General features: G+C 62.6%; 18 protein-coding genes. 7 read left to right on the forward strand and 11 right to left on the reverse strand.

All coding sequences use genetic code 11. The annotated features are described in order from the left end of the window. Positions 1–65 precede the first annotated feature (65 nt). The 3 genes from BJ122_RS18360 to grxD form a co-directional block, all read right to left on the reverse strand. Positions 66–245, reverse strand: a complete 180-nt coding sequence (locus BJ122_RS18360) for a hypothetical protein (RefSeq protein ID WP_110782744.1) — start codon at positions 243–245, stop codon at positions 66–68. Positions 246–825: 580 nt separating this feature from the next. Further along, positions 826–1,362: an O-acetyl-ADP-ribose deacetylase gene (locus tag BJ122_RS18365; protein ID WP_110782745.1), complete on the reverse strand. Its 537-nt coding sequence runs from the start codon at positions 1,360–1,362 to the stop codon at positions 826–828. A gap of 4 nt (positions 1,363–1,366) precedes the next feature. Further along, complete coding sequence (grxD, locus tag BJ122_RS18370) at positions 1,367–1,699, reverse strand: Grx4 family monothiol glutaredoxin (protein WP_103012568.1); 333 nt, start codon at positions 1,697–1,699, stop codon at positions 1,367–1,369. 226 nt (positions 1,700–1,925) lie between these two features. Here grxD and egtB point away from each other — a divergent pair, with 226 nt between their 5' ends. Both egtB and egtD read left to right on the forward strand, forming a co-directional pair. After that, positions 1,926–3,200, forward strand: coding sequence for an ergothioneine biosynthesis protein EgtB (gene egtB, locus BJ122_RS18375; protein ID WP_181419000.1), 1,275 nt, complete (start codon positions 1,926–1,928; stop codon positions 3,198–3,200). Between the two features lie 33 nt (positions 3,201–3,233). Beyond that, positions 3,234–4,202 (forward strand): L-histidine N(alpha)-methyltransferase, encoded by a 969-nt coding sequence (egtD, locus tag BJ122_RS18380; protein ID WP_110782746.1) that lies wholly within the window; start codon positions 3,234–3,236, stop codon positions 4,200–4,202. 102 nt (positions 4,203–4,304) lie between these two features. Here the strand turns inward: egtD and BJ122_RS18385 are convergent, their stop codons facing one another. Then, complete coding sequence (locus BJ122_RS18385; protein WP_110782747.1) at positions 4,305–4,544, reverse strand: BolA/IbaG family iron-sulfur metabolism protein; 240 nt, start codon at positions 4,542–4,544, stop codon at positions 4,305–4,307. Positions 4,545–4,978: 434 nt separating this feature from the next. Between BJ122_RS18385 and BJ122_RS18390 the strand changes: the two genes are divergently transcribed. Next, positions 4,979–6,178: an acyltransferase family protein gene (locus tag BJ122_RS18390; RefSeq protein WP_110782748.1), complete on the forward strand. Its 1,200-nt coding sequence runs from the start codon at positions 4,979–4,981 to the stop codon at positions 6,176–6,178. Between the two features lie 141 nt (positions 6,179–6,319). Here BJ122_RS18390 and purL read toward each other — a convergent pair whose 3' ends face one another. Beyond that, positions 6,320–8,527, reverse strand: coding sequence for a phosphoribosylformylglycinamidine synthase subunit PurL (gene purL / locus BJ122_RS18395; protein WP_110782756.1), 2,208 nt, complete (start codon positions 8,525–8,527; stop codon positions 6,320–6,322). A gap of 243 nt (positions 8,528–8,770) precedes the next feature. On the opposite strand from purL, the gene BJ122_RS18400 reads away from it, so the two are divergent. After that, positions 8,771–9,214, forward strand: a complete 444-nt coding sequence (locus BJ122_RS18400; RefSeq protein ID WP_110782749.1) for a PaaI family thioesterase — start codon at positions 8,771–8,773, stop codon at positions 9,212–9,214. An 11-nt stretch (positions 9,215–9,225) separates the two neighbouring features. Here the strand turns inward: BJ122_RS18400 and BJ122_RS18405 are convergent, their stop codons facing one another. From BJ122_RS18405 to purC, 5 genes are all read right to left on the reverse strand, one after another. Next, entirely contained in the window at positions 9,226–9,861 is a 636-nt protein-coding gene (locus tag BJ122_RS18405) for an NYN domain-containing protein (RefSeq protein ID WP_210205474.1), read from the reverse strand. Positions 9,862–10,122: 261 nt separating this feature from the next. After that, positions 10,123–10,824: a phosphoribosylformylglycinamidine synthase subunit PurQ gene (purQ, locus tag BJ122_RS18410; protein WP_110782751.1), complete on the reverse strand. Its 702-nt coding sequence runs from the start codon at positions 10,822–10,824 to the stop codon at positions 10,123–10,125. Between the two features lie 49 nt (positions 10,825–10,873). Then, positions 10,874–11,113, reverse strand: coding sequence for a hypothetical protein (locus BJ122_RS18415; protein WP_110782752.1), 240 nt, complete (start codon positions 11,111–11,113; stop codon positions 10,874–10,876). 17 nt (positions 11,114–11,130) lie between these two features. Then, positions 11,131–11,376, reverse strand: coding sequence for a phosphoribosylformylglycinamidine synthase subunit PurS (purS, locus tag BJ122_RS18420; protein ID WP_103012595.1), 246 nt, complete (start codon positions 11,374–11,376; stop codon positions 11,131–11,133). A 162-nt stretch (positions 11,377–11,538) separates the two neighbouring features. Beyond that, entirely contained in the window at positions 11,539–12,306 is a 768-nt protein-coding gene (gene purC / locus BJ122_RS18425) for a phosphoribosylaminoimidazolesuccinocarboxamide synthase (RefSeq protein ID WP_173400866.1), read from the reverse strand. 299 nt (positions 12,307–12,605) lie between these two features. On the opposite strand from purC, the gene BJ122_RS18430 reads away from it, so the two are divergent. The 3 genes from BJ122_RS18430 (at position 12,606) to BJ122_RS18440 (ending at position 13,818) form a co-directional block, all read left to right on the forward strand. Then, entirely contained in the window at positions 12,606–12,929 is a 324-nt protein-coding gene (locus BJ122_RS18430; protein ID WP_027278016.1) for a DUF1476 domain-containing protein, read from the forward strand. 230 nt (positions 12,930–13,159) lie between these two features. Next, positions 13,160–13,483, forward strand: coding sequence for a type II toxin-antitoxin system RelE/ParE family toxin (locus BJ122_RS18435; protein WP_430694807.1), 324 nt, complete (start codon positions 13,160–13,162; stop codon positions 13,481–13,483). Between the two features lie 8 nt (positions 13,484–13,491). Next, entirely contained in the window at positions 13,492–13,818 is a 327-nt protein-coding gene (locus tag BJ122_RS18440; protein WP_110782753.1) for a transcriptional regulator, read from the forward strand. Between the two features lie 218 nt (positions 13,819–14,036). Here the strand turns inward: BJ122_RS18440 and greA are convergent, their stop codons facing one another. After that, on the reverse strand, positions 14,037–14,519 hold the full coding sequence (greA, locus tag BJ122_RS18445; RefSeq protein WP_110782754.1) for a transcription elongation factor GreA: 483 nt from the start codon (positions 14,517–14,519) through the stop codon (positions 14,037–14,039). Positions 14,520–15,172: the final 653 nt, after the last annotated feature.

Consider the following 15,172-nt stretch of genomic DNA (forward strand, 5'->3'; position numbering starts at 1 on the left):
ATCGTGTCATTACCTATATAACGGCATTCGCCGTGTTCGACATTGTCGAAGTCGAGTATTCGTGACTAGTCGTCCCGCTTATCAGCTTCCGCCTCCCCCACCGGCCGAACCTTCATCTTATCCAGCACCGCCGGATCGACCAGCTGGCTGACGATCGGGTGGATGCGCACCGGCTTGTCTTTCACCACCTGTTTGAAATTCACCAGCAGCGTCGATGAGATGGCATGTGATGGCGGATGACGCATTCGCTCATCCGCCTTTCGGAGACCCACCCCGGATTGCGCTGCGCTTCATCCGGGCTACAGGGCAACAAGCTCAGAACACGTAGCCCGGATTGCCCTGCGCTCCATCGGGCTACGAATGCCAAAAAGGTTCAGCAGAGCGTGCGATCGAGCGGCATTGCTTCTCCCCTCCCCCCTGCGAAGCGGCGGGGAGGGGGCGGGGGTTGAGGGGATTAGTTGATCGGCGATGGCATGTAGCGCCTCCGCAACGAACACATAAAGAGCCCCCCACCCGACCGGCCTACGGCCGGCCACCCTCCCCACCGCTACGCGGGGGGAGGGAGAAGAGCCGCGCCGCGCATAGGCTTTTAGGCGATCAGTCCGTGGCTGAGATGAAGAGCCCGAAGCCCGGATGAAGCGCAGCGTAATCCGGGAGTTTCGCAGATTGGTGGGGCGGGTGAGCCGCAGGCGTAACCCGGCAGCAGGGTCGATGTGATGTCATGTGGCGGCGGATTGCGCTTAACTCATCCGCCTTACGACCGAGGAGCACCCCGGATTGCGCTGCGCTCCATCCGGGCTACAGGGCTTCATCCGGGCAACAAGCTCAGCGGCTGCGCGCCAATTGCAGCGCGCGCTCGTGATAACTGGCGACCTCATCGGAAAAACAACAAAACACCACATGGCGCAGGCTCGGTGCGCTGCCGAGCGCATTGATCGTGGTGCCGACCGCGATCCGGGCGGCGCGCTCCGGCGGAAAACCATAGACGCCGGTCGAGATCGCGGAAAACGCCAGCGAACTGAGGCCATGCTCGCCGCATAGCGCGATGGCGCGGCGGTAACACGCGCCAAGCGCCTCGTCCTCACCATAGTCGCCGCCATGCCACACCGGCCCGACCGCATGAATGACGTGACGGGCCGGCAGCTGATAGGCTTTGGTGATCTTGGCATCGCCAGTGGCGCAGCCACGCAGCGCCAGGCATTCGTCGTACAGTTCGGGTCCGGCCGCGCGATGAATTGCGCCATCGACACCACCGCCGCCGAGCAACGAATTGTTGGCGGCGTTGACGATGGCGTCAACGCAGAGCGTGGTGATGTCCGCCACCCGCACTTCGAGGCGGACCTGCCCGAACTCGCGGATCACAGCATCAAGCGGACGCCGCCACCGTGATGCCCTTGTCAGCGAACATCTGTTGCAATTCGCCGGACTGGAACATCTCGCGGACGATGTCGCACCCCCCGATGAACTCGCCCTTCACATAAAGCTGCGGGATCGTCGGCCAGTTGGAATAGAGCTTGATGCCATCGCGCAGCTCGTTGGATTCGAGCACGTTATGGCCCTTATACGCCACGCCGACATGGTCGAGGATCTGCACCACCTGGCCAGAAAAGCCACACTGCGGAAATTGCGGCGTGCCTTTCATGAACAGCACCACGTCGTTGGACTTCACCTCGTTGTCGATGAATTGCTGAATGCTCATTCTGGGTCCTTGTTGCGGCACGGCCGAAGCGGCGTCACCTACCACAAGATAGGCTAGCCGAAACACCGTTCCAGCCCAAGTAAAATGCCGGGGAGCCAAACCGCCCGAAACGAACGTAAAATCAAACCTCTAGACTGGAAAGCGACGTTTCACCGCGAGCGCCAACCGGCCATCCGGGAACCGGAGCCTGAGCCCGGCGTTTGCTGTGCAGAAACCGGAGGGCTTCGTGACACAATCCGCTTCACGCGCGTCCGCACCGTCGATCCCAGAGGGCCAGAGTGGCGCTCCCCGCCCTGCCGAAGCCAGCGCCGGCGAGCTGCGCCGTGCTTTGACGGGCCGCTACCGCGCGGTGCGCGACGAGACCGAGCGCCGCGCCGCGCCGCTGTCGGCCGAAGATCAGATGGTGCAGTCGATGCCCGACGCCAGCCCGGCGAAATGGCACCGCGCCCACACCACCTGGTTCTTCGAGCAGTTCGTGCTCGGCCCGCATGATCCCGGCTACCAGCCGTTTCACCCGGACTACGCCTTCCTGTTCAACTCCTATTATGTCAGCGCCGGGCCGCGGCACACCCGCGCCGAACGCGGGCTGCTGACCCGGCCGGGTGCCGCCGAGATCACCGCCTATCGCAGCCATGTCGATGCGGCGATGATCGCGCTGCTGGAGCAGGCCGATGACGCGACCTTGAGCACGCTGGCGCCGTTGCTCGAGGTCGGCTTCAACCACGAACAGCAGCATCAGGAGTTGCTGCTCACCGACATTCTGCACGCCTTTGCGCAAAACCCGCTGGCGCCGGCCTATGATCCCGCGTGGCGCGCACCGACCATCACCAGCCATGGTGAGGACTGGGCGCAGCTGCCCGAGGGCATTCACAGCATCGGCCATCACGGCGATGGCTTCCATTTCGACAATGAAACGCCCGGCCACCGCGCGCTGGTCGGCCCGGTCAAAATCGCGCGGCATCTGGTCAGCAATGCCGAGTGGCTGGAGTTCATTGCCGACGGCGGCTATCGCACCGCGACGCTGTGGCTGATGGATGGCTTTGCCACCGTGCAGCGCGAGGGCTGGGAAGCGCCCGGCCATTGGCGCGCGGTCGATGGCGAATGGCGCATCATGACGCTTGGCGGGCTGCAACCGCTCGAAGCCACAGCGCCGGTGTGCCACGTCAGTTACTACGAGGCCGACGCTTTTGCGCGCTGGCGCGGGCTGCATCTGCCGACCGAATTTGAATGGGAAGTCGCGGCGCGCGCAGGCGTGCTCGACGATGCGTTCGGCGCGGTGTGGCAATGGACCCGCAGCGCCTATGCGCCCTACCCCGGCTATCGCGCCGCGCCCGGCGCGCTCGGGGAATATAACGGCAAGTTCATGGTCAATCAGCTGGTGCTGCGCGGCTCGTCGCTGGCGACGCCGCAGGGCCACAGCCGGCTCAGCTATCGCAACTTCTTCTATCCGCAGCATCGCTGGCAATTCACCGGCCTGCGACTTGCCGACTATGGCGCGTAAGCGCCGCATCGCCAACGCGCCGGAGAATTTGGCATGGACCTGCAGATCGCCGATCGCCTCAGCACGCAGCACGACCACCACGACCAGGACTTTGCGCGCGATGTCGTGCAAGGGCTGGCGCGGCAGCCGAAACGCCTGCCGCCAAAATACTTTTACGACGCGCGCGGCTCTGATCTGTTCGAACAGATCACCAAGCTGCCGGAATACTATCCGACCCGCAGCGAACTTGCGATCCTGCGCGACCGCGCCTGCGAGATCGCCGCGTTGATCCCGCACGGCGCCGCGCTGGTGGAGTTCGGCGCCGGCGCCTTCACCAAGGCGCGCATCGTGCTTGGCGCCGCAAACGTCGCCGCCTATGTGCCGGTCGATATTTCTGCGGAGTTTCTCAACGCGCAGGCACGGACGCTGCGCTGTGATTTCCCGCGCCTGGAAGTGCATCCGATCGCCGCCGATTTCACCGCGCCGTTCGCGCTGCCGCCGCCGCTGCGCACGCTGCCGAAGGTCGGGTTCTTTCCCGGCTCGACGCTCGGCAATTTCGAGCCGGACGACGCGGTGCGGTTTCTGCGCCAGATCCGGGGCATTCTTGGCGAGGACGCGCGGCTGTTGATCGGCATCGATCTGGAGAAGGACGAGCAACTGCTGGTCCCGGCCTATGACGACGCGGCCGGCGTCACCGCGCGCTTCAATCTCAATCTGCTGGCACGGATCAATCGCGAGCTGGGCGGCGATTTCGATTTGTCGGCCTTCACGCACCGCGCGCTGTACAACGAGGCGCGCCACCGCATCGAGATGCATCTGGTCAGCCGCAAGCCGCAAACCGTGCGGCTGCTCGGCCAGCGCTTTGCATTCCGCACCGGCGAAAGCATTCACACCGAAAACAGCTACAAATTCGGCCTGGAGCGCTTCCAAGAAATGGCGCGCAGCGCCGGCTGGCGTTCGCAGACATGCTGGACCGATGCCGCCCGGCTGTTCTCGGTGCATGCGCTCGCGGCCAGCGGCTGAGCTGAACGCGCGCGCCTGTTGGCGAAATCGTTCTTGGCCAACGCAATAGCGCCGCTGCGGCTCTAAAACTTTCAGAGCCGCTTGCTTTTGAGGCGCAACAGGTCAGCTATTGTCGGGCACGCCGGTTTGCAGCGCCAACGCATGGAGCATGCCGCCCATCTGGCCCTGCAACGACTGATAAACGATCTGATGCTGCTGCACGCGGGACTTGCCGCGGAAGGATTCCGCGATCACCGTCGCGGCATAGTGATCGCGATCGCCGGCGAGGTCCCGGATCGTCACTTCGGCGTCAGGAATGGCAGCCTTGATCAGCGCCTCGATTTCCTGGGCGTCCATCGGCATAGTCCACGTTCTCCCACTTCCATTGGCGGCCGAGCTGCGATTCTTGGGCCGCGATCTTGCTCTTGGAGCGAATCTAGCCTGCTCTGCTGACGGCGTCATCATATTGCTGCTGTGGCCGATGGCCGCCCGCGCCTTGTCCCGTCATTCTCTGGTTCGGCTTCGGCCGCGGGCTGCGCATTGCTGTTCATGCGGAACCGCGGTCTGGCCGGTGCTGATGGGGCGTTGATCATGACCAGTTGCCCCCGCGTCATGCGCGACCCATGAGTGATGATCATTGCAGACCTGCGCTCGCACTCCAGCTGACCGACAGTCAGTAAATGCATGATCAACAAAAGATAAAGCACGCTACAAAATGGGGATTCGCAAGAAGGGGTTTGGCTTGACAGCAGCCTCAATTCGCAAGATCGACGTACTGTTCAGCAGGAGTCGGTGCGATGGCGCTGGTTTCCGATACGAGTACCCCGTTCACGCGAGCCACTGCTGCGCTCAAACCTCCTAAAGCTTGGAGGACGCGCAACCTGTCGCTGGACCGCACGCGCACTTTCCTGACGCTGCTGGTGCTGATCCATCACGCGGTGATTCCCTACACCCATTTCGGCCACACCGACGGCGCGTCGTGGCTCGGCTTCGACTTCGTCGTGCTCGCCACCGACAGCTTCTTCATGGCGATGTTCTTCTTCCTGTCGGGGCTGTTTCTGTGGCCGAGCCTGAGCCATCGCGCGCCCGGCGTGTTCGCGCGCGACCGGCTGGTGCGGCTTGGCATTCCGTTCGCGGCGGCGGCCGTCACCATCATCCCGATCGCGTACTACGCGATCGCGCTGCGCGAAAATGACGGTCTCAGCTTCACGGCGTTTTGGTGGAAGACCATCACCGTCGGCCCCTGGCCGAGCGGGCCGCTGTGGTTCCTGTGGGTGCTACTGATCTACAGCGTGGTCGGCGGCGCGATGTGCCGGCTGTTTCCAAACTGCCTGGCACCGATCACCAGGCTGTCCGAGCGCGGCATGAATCGCCCGCTCTTGGTGTTCGCGACCTTCGTCGTGATCGCGATGGTGATCTATGTGCCGATGCGGGTCTGGCTCGGGCCGAACCACTGGTTCGAATTCGGGCCGTTCTCGGTGCAGGAAAGCCGATTTCTGCTATACGCCGCCTATTTCTTCCTGGGCGCGGGCATCGGCGCCGGCGATCTGGAAGACGGCGTGCTCAGCTCCGACAGCCGGCTCGCCCATGAATGGAGCCATTGGGCACTGGCGTCGCTGGTGCCTTATGGCGCGATGTGGGTGCTGATCATCATCAAGCGCGAGATCCTCGGCAATCCGGATCAACTGCCGAACTGGTACGAGATCAATTACGGCATCGCCTATGTGCTGTTCAGCACCGCGATCATCTTTGCGATCCTGGGATATTTCCTGCGCTTCAAACGCGGCGGCTGGAGCATTCTCGATCCGCTGCAGAACGATGCCTATGGCATCTTCCTGGTGCACTACGCCTACATGATGTGGCTGCAATATTGGCTGTACAGCTACAACCTGTCGGCCATCACCAAGGCTACAATCGTGTTCGTGCTGGCGCTGCTGCTGAGCTGGGTCACCACGGTCGCGCTGCGCAAAATCCCCGGCTCTTATCGGGTGCTGTAGCGGGCGGTCGAAACCGCGTCATTTCGGGACGAGCGCAACGCAGGCAGCATTGCGCACGGAATAGCTCTTCGAAACAACCTCTGGATTCCGGACTTGCGCGCACACGCGCGCAATCCGGAATGACAGATTGTAGGCGATCGATCAGTTGGCCGCGTTCATATAGGCCGGCAGCCAGCGCTCATGCGCGGTTGCGAGCGCCTTGACCGTGATGGCGCGCTCGCCGGCGATCGACAGCGTGGCACCGCCGGTGACGCCGATCTGCTGACACGGTACGCCGACGGTCTTCAGCTTGGACAGCACCGTCATCAGCTGCTGCTGCGGCACGGTGACGACATAGCGCGCCTGATCTTCACCGAACCACCAGGCCTGCGCCACTGTCGAATCCGGCGCCGCATCGAGCGTGGCGCCGATGCCGCCCGCGATCGCCATTTCGGCAAGCGCCACCAGCAAGCCGCCGTCGGACACATCGTGAACCGCCGTCGCGGTGCCGGCGTGGATCATGCCGCGCACCACATCGCCATTGCGCTTCTCGGCCGCCAGATCGACCGGCGGCGGCGCACCTTCCTCGCGGCCGCAGACATCGCGCAAATACACCGACTGGCCAAGCCAGCCCTTGGTTTCGCCGATCAAAAGGATCGCCTCGCCAGCGGCCTTGAACGCCAGCGTCGCCGACTTGGTGAAGTCGTCGAGCAGGCCGACGCCGCCAATCGACGGGGTCGGCAGAATGCCGCGGCCATTGGTTTCGTTGTAGAGCGAGACGTTGCCGGACACGATCGGCGAGTCGAGCGCGATGCAGGCCTCGGAAATGCCTTTCAGGCAGCCGACCAATTGCCCCATGATTTCCGGCCGCTCCGGATTGCCGAAATTGAGGTTGTCGGTGATCGCCAGCAGCTTGCCGCCGACCGCGGTGACGTTGCGATAGGCTTCGGCCACGGCCTGCTTGCCGCCTTCGACCGGATCGGCCTCGCAATAGCGCGGCGTGACATCGACCGTGAGCGCCAGCCCCTTCGGGCCGTCCTGCACGCGCACCACCGCGGCATCGCCGCCCGGGCGCTGCACGGTGTTGCCGCCGATCACATGGTCATACTGCTCCCACACCCAGCGCTTCGAGCACAGCTCGGGCGTGCCGATCAGCTTTTCCAGCGCGTCGGCGATGCTGAGCGGCGCGTTGATGTCGCGCGCCTGGATCACCGGCAGTTTCGGCGACGGGATATGCGGACGGTCGTAGAGCGGCGCCTCATCGCCGAGTTCCTTAATCGGCAGATCGGCCATCACCTGGCCGCCATGCTTGACCACGAAGCGCTTGCTCGGGGTGGTGTAGCCGACGATCGCGAAGTCCAGCCCCCACTTCTTGAAGATCTGTTCGGCGAGCTGTTCCTTTTCCGGCTTCAGCACCATCAGCATGCGCTCCTGGCTTTCGGAGAGCATCATCTCATAGGCCGACATGCCGGTTTCGCGGGTCGGCACCTTGTCGAGATCGAGTTCGACGCCGAGGTCGCCCTTGGCGCCCATTTCCACCGCCGAGCAGGTCAGGCCGGCCGCGCCCATGTCCTGGATCGCGATCACGCAGTCATTGGCCATGATTTCGAGGCAGGCTTCCAGCAGCAGCTTTTCGGCGAACGGATCGCCGACCTGCACGGTCGGCCGCTTCTCCTCGCTGGCGTCGTCGAATTCCGCCGAGGCCATCGAGGCGCCGTGAATGCCGTCGCGGCCGGTTTTCGAGCCGAGATAGACGATCGGCATGCCGACGCCGGACGCGGCGGCCAAGAAGATCTTGTCGGCGTCAGCGAGGCCGACCGCCATGGCGTTGACCAGGATGTTGCCGTCATAGCGGGTGTGGAAACGGGTCTGGCCGCCGACGGTCGGCACGCCGAACGAATTGCCATAGCCGCCGACCCCGGCGACCACGCCCGACACCAGCCGCCTGGTTTTCGGGTGCTCCGGCGCGCCGAACGACAGCGCGTTCAGGCAGGCGATCGGCCGCGCGCCCATGGTGAACACGTCGCGCAAAATGCCGCCGACGCCGGTGGTCGCGCCCTGATAGGGCTCGATGAAGCTCGGGTGGTTGTGGCTCTCCATCTTGAAGACCACCGCCTGGTTGTCGCCGATGTCGATCACGCCGGCGTTTTCACCGGGGCCCTGCAGCACCCAGGGTGCCTTGGTCGGCAGGCCGCGCAGATGGATGCGCGACGATTTGTACGAGCAGTGCTCGTTCCACATCGCCGAAAAGATGCCCAGCTCGGTCAAGGTCGGCTCACGGCCGATCAGCTCAAGGATGCGCTGATACTCATCGGGCTTCAGCCCGTGGCTGGCGACGAGTTCAGGGGTGATGGCGGGGGTGTTGCTGATCGTCAAGGCGACGTCACTCCGGTTGTGGGCGGCCCTCCCGCAAACGCCCGCGGGACGGCAAAACTGGCCGTTGCCAGCTTCTTAGTGCACGCCGGGGCGGCGGTCCGCAAGCGGCCAATCGCGTGCCATCCCGCCTTCTGTTGCATTGCAGAGGCTGATGCGATTTATGGCTTAACCATTCAAAAAAGAAGGACCAAGCCATTGGAGGAAAACGCCCCGCCATCAACCGGCCGCCCGGACCTGATGATTGCCACCGAGGGCGAGTTCGCCGGCTGGCGAACCTGGACCCGCGACACCTTCGAATCCAATTCCGGGCCGTTCTGGCACCGTTTTGACGACGATGGCTCGGTGCGCTGCGCCTTCCGGGTCGAGAAGAAGCACCTCAACGGCATGAAGGCGGTGCATGGCGGCTGCTTCATGACTTTTGCCGATTACAGCCTGTTCGCGATCGCCGCGCACGAACTGGACGGCCCGGCGGTGACGGTGGCGTTCGGCGCGGAATTTCTCGATGCGGCGTTCGAGGGCGAATTGATCGAAGCCACCGGCGAAGTGACCCGCGCCGGCAAGTCGCTGATCTTCGTGCGCGGCATCCTGAAAAGCGGCGAGCGGCCGCTATTCACCTTTTCCGGCACCATCAAGCGGGTGAAACGCCGCGTGCCGGTCAGCGAAGTGGCGGATAGTCATTGATAGAAACGAAGCTAAGTCTTTGCTGGCCGGTAGTCACGGGGATCAAGGCAGGCGTTATAGAAGGTCTCGTCCATTTTGAACCAGTCAGTGTGATCGATTCCGCGTCTACACGTTGCAGATGGCCCGTCGGGAAATGCACAGGCCACCTTGATCCACCGCTTCTGCTCTTCGGCAATTGAAGTCACCTCTGTAACGACCTCATTTAGATCCTGATCCTGACTGAATATGAGAGCGACATCGAATTGGCGTTTTCTTGCCAAGGAAACAACGTCCAGAGCGAGCCGAACATCGATTCCCTTCTCCTGGGGAGTCGTGATCACTTTCTGCTTCCCATTGTGATCAACAACAGGACTGCCCTTGTCGTCAAAAACATCTGTTTTTCGATAGCGGAGCTTTCGTGTTGTGACGTGGATTCCAGACCGCTTCATTGAAATAATGCGGCTTGACCAATAGGCTGACCACATTTTGTCTTCCGACTCGACGGGAACGCCGGTGTAGAAGCGGGTCAGCGTTGCGCGCCAACCTCGCGCCGCACACACAGCCAAGTGCAGCTTTCTGGGATCATAGTTCGGGTGAAAATGACCAAATGCATCTTTCGCATGCTGAAAGAGATTTTGGCCGTCAAAGAACGCCATAGCGTTCTTCATCTTAGGCTCGTCAAATGGCATAAACAAAAACCCCGTCGGGGACCATTGCTGGCCAAGTCCGACGGGGGGCTATTCATACCCCAGAATATATCGGCCTTACCGCTCGACCGTCAATGGTCACGTGTGAATTGAACATTAGCAATTCGTAAGTGTTCCGCAACCGGCAATAGAAGCGTTTTCTTTCCGCCCAGTTAGCTGGAACAAATACCACCGCCTGATACCACATCCACCCCCCCAAACTCAGCCACCAAGCCACATCCATCAAGCCGCGCGCTTGAGGTGCTCCGCCAGCCCCGCGAACAGGCCGCGGCCGTCGGTCGAGCCCATGATGTCTTCGACGTGGTTTTCCGGATGCGGCATCATGCCGAGCACATTGCCGCGCTCCGAGACGATGCCGGCGATCGAAGCCGCGGCGCCGTTGATATTGTGCGCCTCGCCAACCTCGCCGGTCGGCGAGCAATAGCGGTACAGCACCCGGCCCTCGCCTTCGAGCCGCTTCAGCGTCTCTTCGTCGGCTTCGTAATTGCCTTCGCCATGCGCCACCGGCACCGTGATCACCTGGCCGGCCTGGTAGCCGCGGGTGAACGGGGTGTCGTTACGCTCGACGCGCAGATGCACGTCGCGGCAGATGAATTTCAGGCCGGCATTGCGCATCAGCACGCCCGGCAGCAGCCCCGATTCGCACAGGATCTGAAAACCGTTGCAGACGCCGAGCACCAACCCGCCATCGGCCGCGAATTTGCGCACCGCGTCCATCACCGGCGCGCGCGCCGCGATCGCGCCGCAGCGCAGATAGTCGCCATAGGAGAAGCCGCCCGGCACCACCACGAGGTCGGTGCCCTTCGGCAGCTCGGTGTCGGCATGCCAGACCATCGCGGCATCATTGCCGGAGACGAGTTTGAGCGCGCGCGCCATGTCGCGCTCGCGATTGATGCCGGGGAAGACGAGGACGGCGGATTTCATGGTGTTTCCGTTTGGGCGTGGTGGAGGCAGGGACAATCTCGGCCGACTATCACGTGGAGATCGTCGGCGCGTCGTTCAGTTCGAGACGGCGCTCGATGTGTTCGAGCCGGCCGTCGTAGCGACCGAGGATCCCATAGACGTTCTGGACGTCCTGTTGCATGGAGATCAGGTAGCCACGCATGGCGTTCATTTCAAATTTGAGCTCGTCGACCTTGTGGTCGACCTTGTCCAATTTGTGCTGAACTTGTTTGAGCACTTCAAAAATCAACTCATTGCTCACTTCAGCCATGACCCGATCTCCGGAGGCTACCCCTTCACTTCAATAGCATAATTCTCGATCACGGTGTTGGCGAGCAGCTTGTCGGCCGCGTCCTTGAGCACCGCCTCGGCCTTGGCCTTGTCGGCATTGGCGCCGAGTTCGATGTCGAACACCTTGCCCTGGCGCACGCTGGCGACACCGTCGATGCCGAGCGATTTCAGCGCGCCCTCGATCGCCTTGCCCTGCGGGTCGAGGATGCCGTTCTTCAACGTTACAGTGACACGTGCCTTCATCATTCCCTCGTCATGCCGGGGTGCGCGTCGTGCTCGCCCCGCTGGTCATTCCGGGCCGAGCCACGCTCGCGACCCCGGAATCTCGCCATCGCAACAAATTCTTGGATCCCGGGTTCGCGCCAGCGGCGCGCCCCGGAATGACTCGCTCGTTTGTATCCGTGGTCAGCCCTTGACCAGCACCGGACCGGAGCCCGCCGGCCGCTCGTTTTCCATCAGGATGCCGAGCCGCTTGGCCACCTCGGTATAGGCTTCGAGCAGCCCGCCGAGATCGCGGCGGAAGCGATCCTTGTCGAGCTTCTCGTTGGACTTGATGTCCCACAGCCGGCAGCTGTCCGGCGAGATCTCGTCGGCGACGATGATCCGCATCATCTCGTTTTCGAACAGCCGGCCGCACTCCATCTTGAAGTCGACCAGACGGATGCCGATGCCCAGAAACAGCCCGGTCAGGAAATCATTGACGCGGATCGCCAGCGCCATGATGTCGTCGATTTCCTGCGGCGTCGCCCAGCCGAACGCGGTGATGTGCTCTTCCGAGACCATCGGGTCGTTGAGCTGGTCGTTCTTGTAATAGAATTCGATGATCGAGCGCGGCAGCTGGGTGCCTTCCTCGATGCCCAGCCGCTGCGACAGGCTGCCGGCGGCGACATTGCGCACCACCACCTCGAGCGGCACGATCTCCACCTCGCGGATCAACTGCTCGCGCATGTTGAGGCGGCGGATGAAATGGGTCGGCACCCCGATGTCGTTCAGGTGCTGAAACAGGAACTCGGAGATCCGGTTGTTAAGGACCCCTTTACCTTCAATCACCTGATGTTTCTTGGCGTTGAAGGCGGTCGCATCATCCTTGAAGTGCTGAATCAGCGTGCCCGGTTCCGGGCCTTCATACAGAACCTTCGCCTTGCCTTCATAAATGCGACGTCGACGGCTCATGGGGATGTACCGTGTTTTGTTGAAATCCATGGAGTTGGTGAGCTCCGTATGACAGGAGGCGACCCACGGCGGAGCAGCCGGAATGGCCAGGGAAACAGAACAAGAACCCTGCCTGACCGCACCGTACCTGATCAGGCCAGTCAGCACAATCGACCCTGGCGGCGAAAGCGAGTTTTTACCCTTGTGGCTTGCGACATTGCCGCTGTTGTCTTAACAGAACTCGCCCGTTATCTAGGCGTGCAACCGCCTTCCAGCAATTCCCCGGCGATTTTGCCCCGGGGCAACATCGGAACCCCACAATGACGACATTCGACAAGCGCGAAGAAGGTTTCGAGAAGAAATTCGCGCTCGATGAAGAGCAGAAGTTCAAGGCCGAGGCCCGCCGGGACAAGCTGTTGGGACTGTGGGTCGCCGAGCAGATCGGCCTGTCGGGCGACGCCGCGACCGCCTATGCCAAGGAAGTCGTGATCGCCGACCTCGAAGAAGCCGGCGACGCCGACGTGCTGCGCAAGGTGACCAAGGACCTGACCGACAACGGCATCACCCTCAGCGAGCAGCAGATTCGCGCCAAGATGGACGAGTTTTTGGCAATCGCCGTGGAACAGGTGAAGGCCGGCATCTGACGCCGCCGGGCGCCCCGCGCCCGCTGCCTGCCGACCTCAGCTATTGAACACAGATTTGCACAAAGGCCGGGCCCGCCCCGGCCTTTGGCGTTTTGGGCTGTTCATCGCAGCACGCCTGTCGCCAGAGCTTCGGCTGTGACGCGTATTCTTGACGCGAACCGGTATCCACTTCGCTCGTAATAGAAGCCCCACCGCTCGACAGCAGGGTAACACATATGTTACCCTTGGTCATGATCGAGGTTCGCTATTATCTCGCTGGCGACAATAGTCCGTTCGCGGATTGGCTCGCGAATCTCGACGCTATGGCGCGCACCAAGGTGGCCGTGGCGGTGGTGCGCCTCCAGCACGGCAACCTGTCAAATGTGAAATCGGTCGGCGAAGGCGTCCTTGAACTCAAAATCGATTTCGGCCCCGGCTATCGCGTCTACTTCGGCCGAGACGGCAACACGCTGGTGATCCTGCTGTGCGGCGGCACCAAGAAGCGCCAACAGCGCGATATCGCGCAGGCAATCGCCTTTTGGCACGACTACAAGAAGAGCAAGAAGCCCCGATAGGAGCACCTATGACCCAGACCAAAAGCTTCAAAGAACTGGTTCAGCATCACGTTGCAACCGATCCGGCGTTCGCTGAAGCTTTGCTGCGCGAGGCCATCGAAGTGATGCTCAAGGGCGATGTCGAAACCGGCAAGGCGATCCTGCGCGACTACATCAAGGCCACTGTCGGCTTCGAACAACTCGGCGCCGCCACCGAACTACCGCCCAAAAGCCTGATCCGGATGTTTGGCCCCAGCGGCAACCCGCAAGCCAAGAACCTGTTCAGCGTGATCGGATACTTACAGGATCGCGCGGGGCTGGAGCTGAAGGTCGCAAAAGCGCGGCGGGCGGGATAACCGATCGCACGCGGTCAAGCCGGCGGCGGAAGCGGGAGATGGCCGGATGGCCGATTAGATCGCCCTACGCCCCTTCCCAGCGTTGTGCCCCCGAGTTTTGTCCAGCGCGCGTAACCCGGATGGAGCGCATCGCAATCCGGGTCTCTCATCTCCGGATGGTTTGCTTCGCTATTGCGCCCTACGTGCTGTCATCTCCGCCGTAACGCGCCCCCGAGGCTTCAGGCGATCGCGACGATCTCAAGTTCCTGGTTGCCGGCGCCGACCACGTCCCCGACTTCCTTGCCCATCAACAGCCGCGCCACCGGCGACACGAACGAGATCGTGCCGGCTTTCGGGTCGGCCTCATCCTCGCCGACGATGCGATAGGTCTGCACCCGGCCGTCGGCACGCCGGAACGTCACCGTTGAGCCGAACGCCACGCTGTCGATCGACGCCGGATCGGCGATCACCTGCGCGCTGCGCAGCCGGGCCGCGAAATAGCGCGCATCGCGCGCCGGGCCGGCTTCCTGGCGGCGACGCTCGTTGACGTCGTCGATCGCTTGCGCCGCTTCCACCGCCGCGCGCGCTTCCGCGAGCTGCGCCTCGAGCGCCTGCAATCCCGCTGCCGTCACCCAATTGGGATGCGGCGAAATCGGCCGCTCCGGCAACACGGTTTCAGCTGCGGTTTCGGCACTGTCTTCCTTGGTGAAGGCGACGCTCAAGATGAACTCCGGTCAAACAAAGAGATCATGGCAGCTAACACGGCCGCCCTTGATCCGACAACGCGGCAAAACCGAGCACGATCCATATGGGAGACGTAGCCCGGATGAAGCGCAGCGTAATCCGGGACGAAAGACACCGAGGAACACCCGGATTTCGCTGCGCTCCATCCGGGCTACCAATGCCAAGAACGTTGAGCACAGCGAATGCATCGGCCGCCTTTCCTTCTCCCCTTGTGGGAGAAGGTGGCGCAGCGCAGCTTCGCCGGATGAGGGGGCTTGTGCACATGATGGCCCCCTCACCCGCCTTCGATGCTACGCATCTCAGGCACCCTCTCCCACAAGGGGAGAGGGGAAGGCCGTGCCACGCGGCGGCGCATCAATGACTACGCGCCCTGCGCAGCTACTGGCTCTTCCTGTAGCCCGGATGGAGCACAGCGCAATCCGGGACGGAGGAGACCTAATGCAAGCATCCCGGATTTCGCTTCGCTCCATCCGGGCTACGCATGTCAGCGTTTCGGCGCCTTGAGCGGTGGGTTACGCGCCGACGGCGCTAACCCACCCTTGTAATAGCGAAATCGAATATCGTTGGGGTGTTCCGAAAGGAATGCTCTGCCGCGGACGGCCATCCGCGGCAGAGCGGCTGGCGATCGGAT

This window comes from Rhodopseudomonas faecalis, from assembly GCF_003217325.1.
In the GTDB taxonomy this organism is placed as follows: domain Bacteria; phylum Pseudomonadota; class Alphaproteobacteria; order Rhizobiales; family Xanthobacteraceae; genus Rhodopseudomonas; species Rhodopseudomonas faecalis.

Bases quoted from the DNA above. Each gene is read 5' to 3' on its own strand.
- BJ122_RS18440 (WP_110782753.1), top strand. From the start codon at position 13,492: ATGACCCAGACCAAAAGCTTCAAAGAACTGGTTCAGCATCACGTTGCA.
- BJ122_RS18390 (WP_110782748.1), top strand. From the start codon at position 4,979: ATGGCGCTGGTTTCCGATACGAGTACCCCGTTCACGCGAGCCACTGCT.
- BJ122_RS18360 (WP_110782744.1), bottom strand. From the start codon at position 245: ATGCGTCATCCGCCATCACATGCCATCTCATCGACGCTGCTGGTGAAT.
- purS (WP_103012595.1), bottom strand. From the start codon at position 11,376: ATGAAGGCACGTGTCACTGTAACGTTGAAGAACGGCATCCTCGACCCG.
- BJ122_RS18415 (WP_110782752.1), bottom strand. From the start codon at position 11,113: ATGGCTGAAGTGAGCAATGAGTTGATTTTTGAAGTGCTCAAACAAGTT.
- grxD (WP_103012568.1), bottom strand. From the start codon at position 1,699: ATGAGCATTCAGCAATTCATCGACAACGAGGTGAAGTCCAACGACGTG.
- purQ (WP_110782751.1), bottom strand. From the start codon at position 10,824: ATGAAATCCGCCGTCCTCGTCTTCCCCGGCATCAATCGCGAGCGCGAC.
- BJ122_RS18385 (WP_110782747.1), bottom strand. From the start codon at position 4,544: ATGCCGATGGACGCCCAGGAAATCGAGGCGCTGATCAAGGCTGCCATT.
- purC (WP_173400866.1), bottom strand. From the start codon at position 12,306: ATGAGCCGTCGACGTCGCATTTATGAAGGCAAGGCGAAGGTTCTGTAT.
- BJ122_RS18435 (WP_430694807.1), top strand. From the start codon at position 13,160: ATGATCGAGGTTCGCTATTATCTCGCTGGCGACAATAGTCCGTTCGCG.
- BJ122_RS18400 (WP_110782749.1), top strand. From the start codon at position 8,771: ATGATTGCCACCGAGGGCGAGTTCGCCGGCTGGCGAACCTGGACCCGC.
- BJ122_RS18430 (WP_027278016.1), top strand. From the start codon at position 12,606: ATGACGACATTCGACAAGCGCGAAGAAGGTTTCGAGAAGAAATTCGCG.
- egtD (WP_110782746.1), top strand. From the start codon at position 3,234: ATGGACCTGCAGATCGCCGATCGCCTCAGCACGCAGCACGACCACCAC.
- BJ122_RS18405 (WP_210205474.1), bottom strand. From the start codon at position 9,861: ATGAAGAACGCTATGGCGTTCTTTGACGGCCAAAATCTCTTTCAGCAT.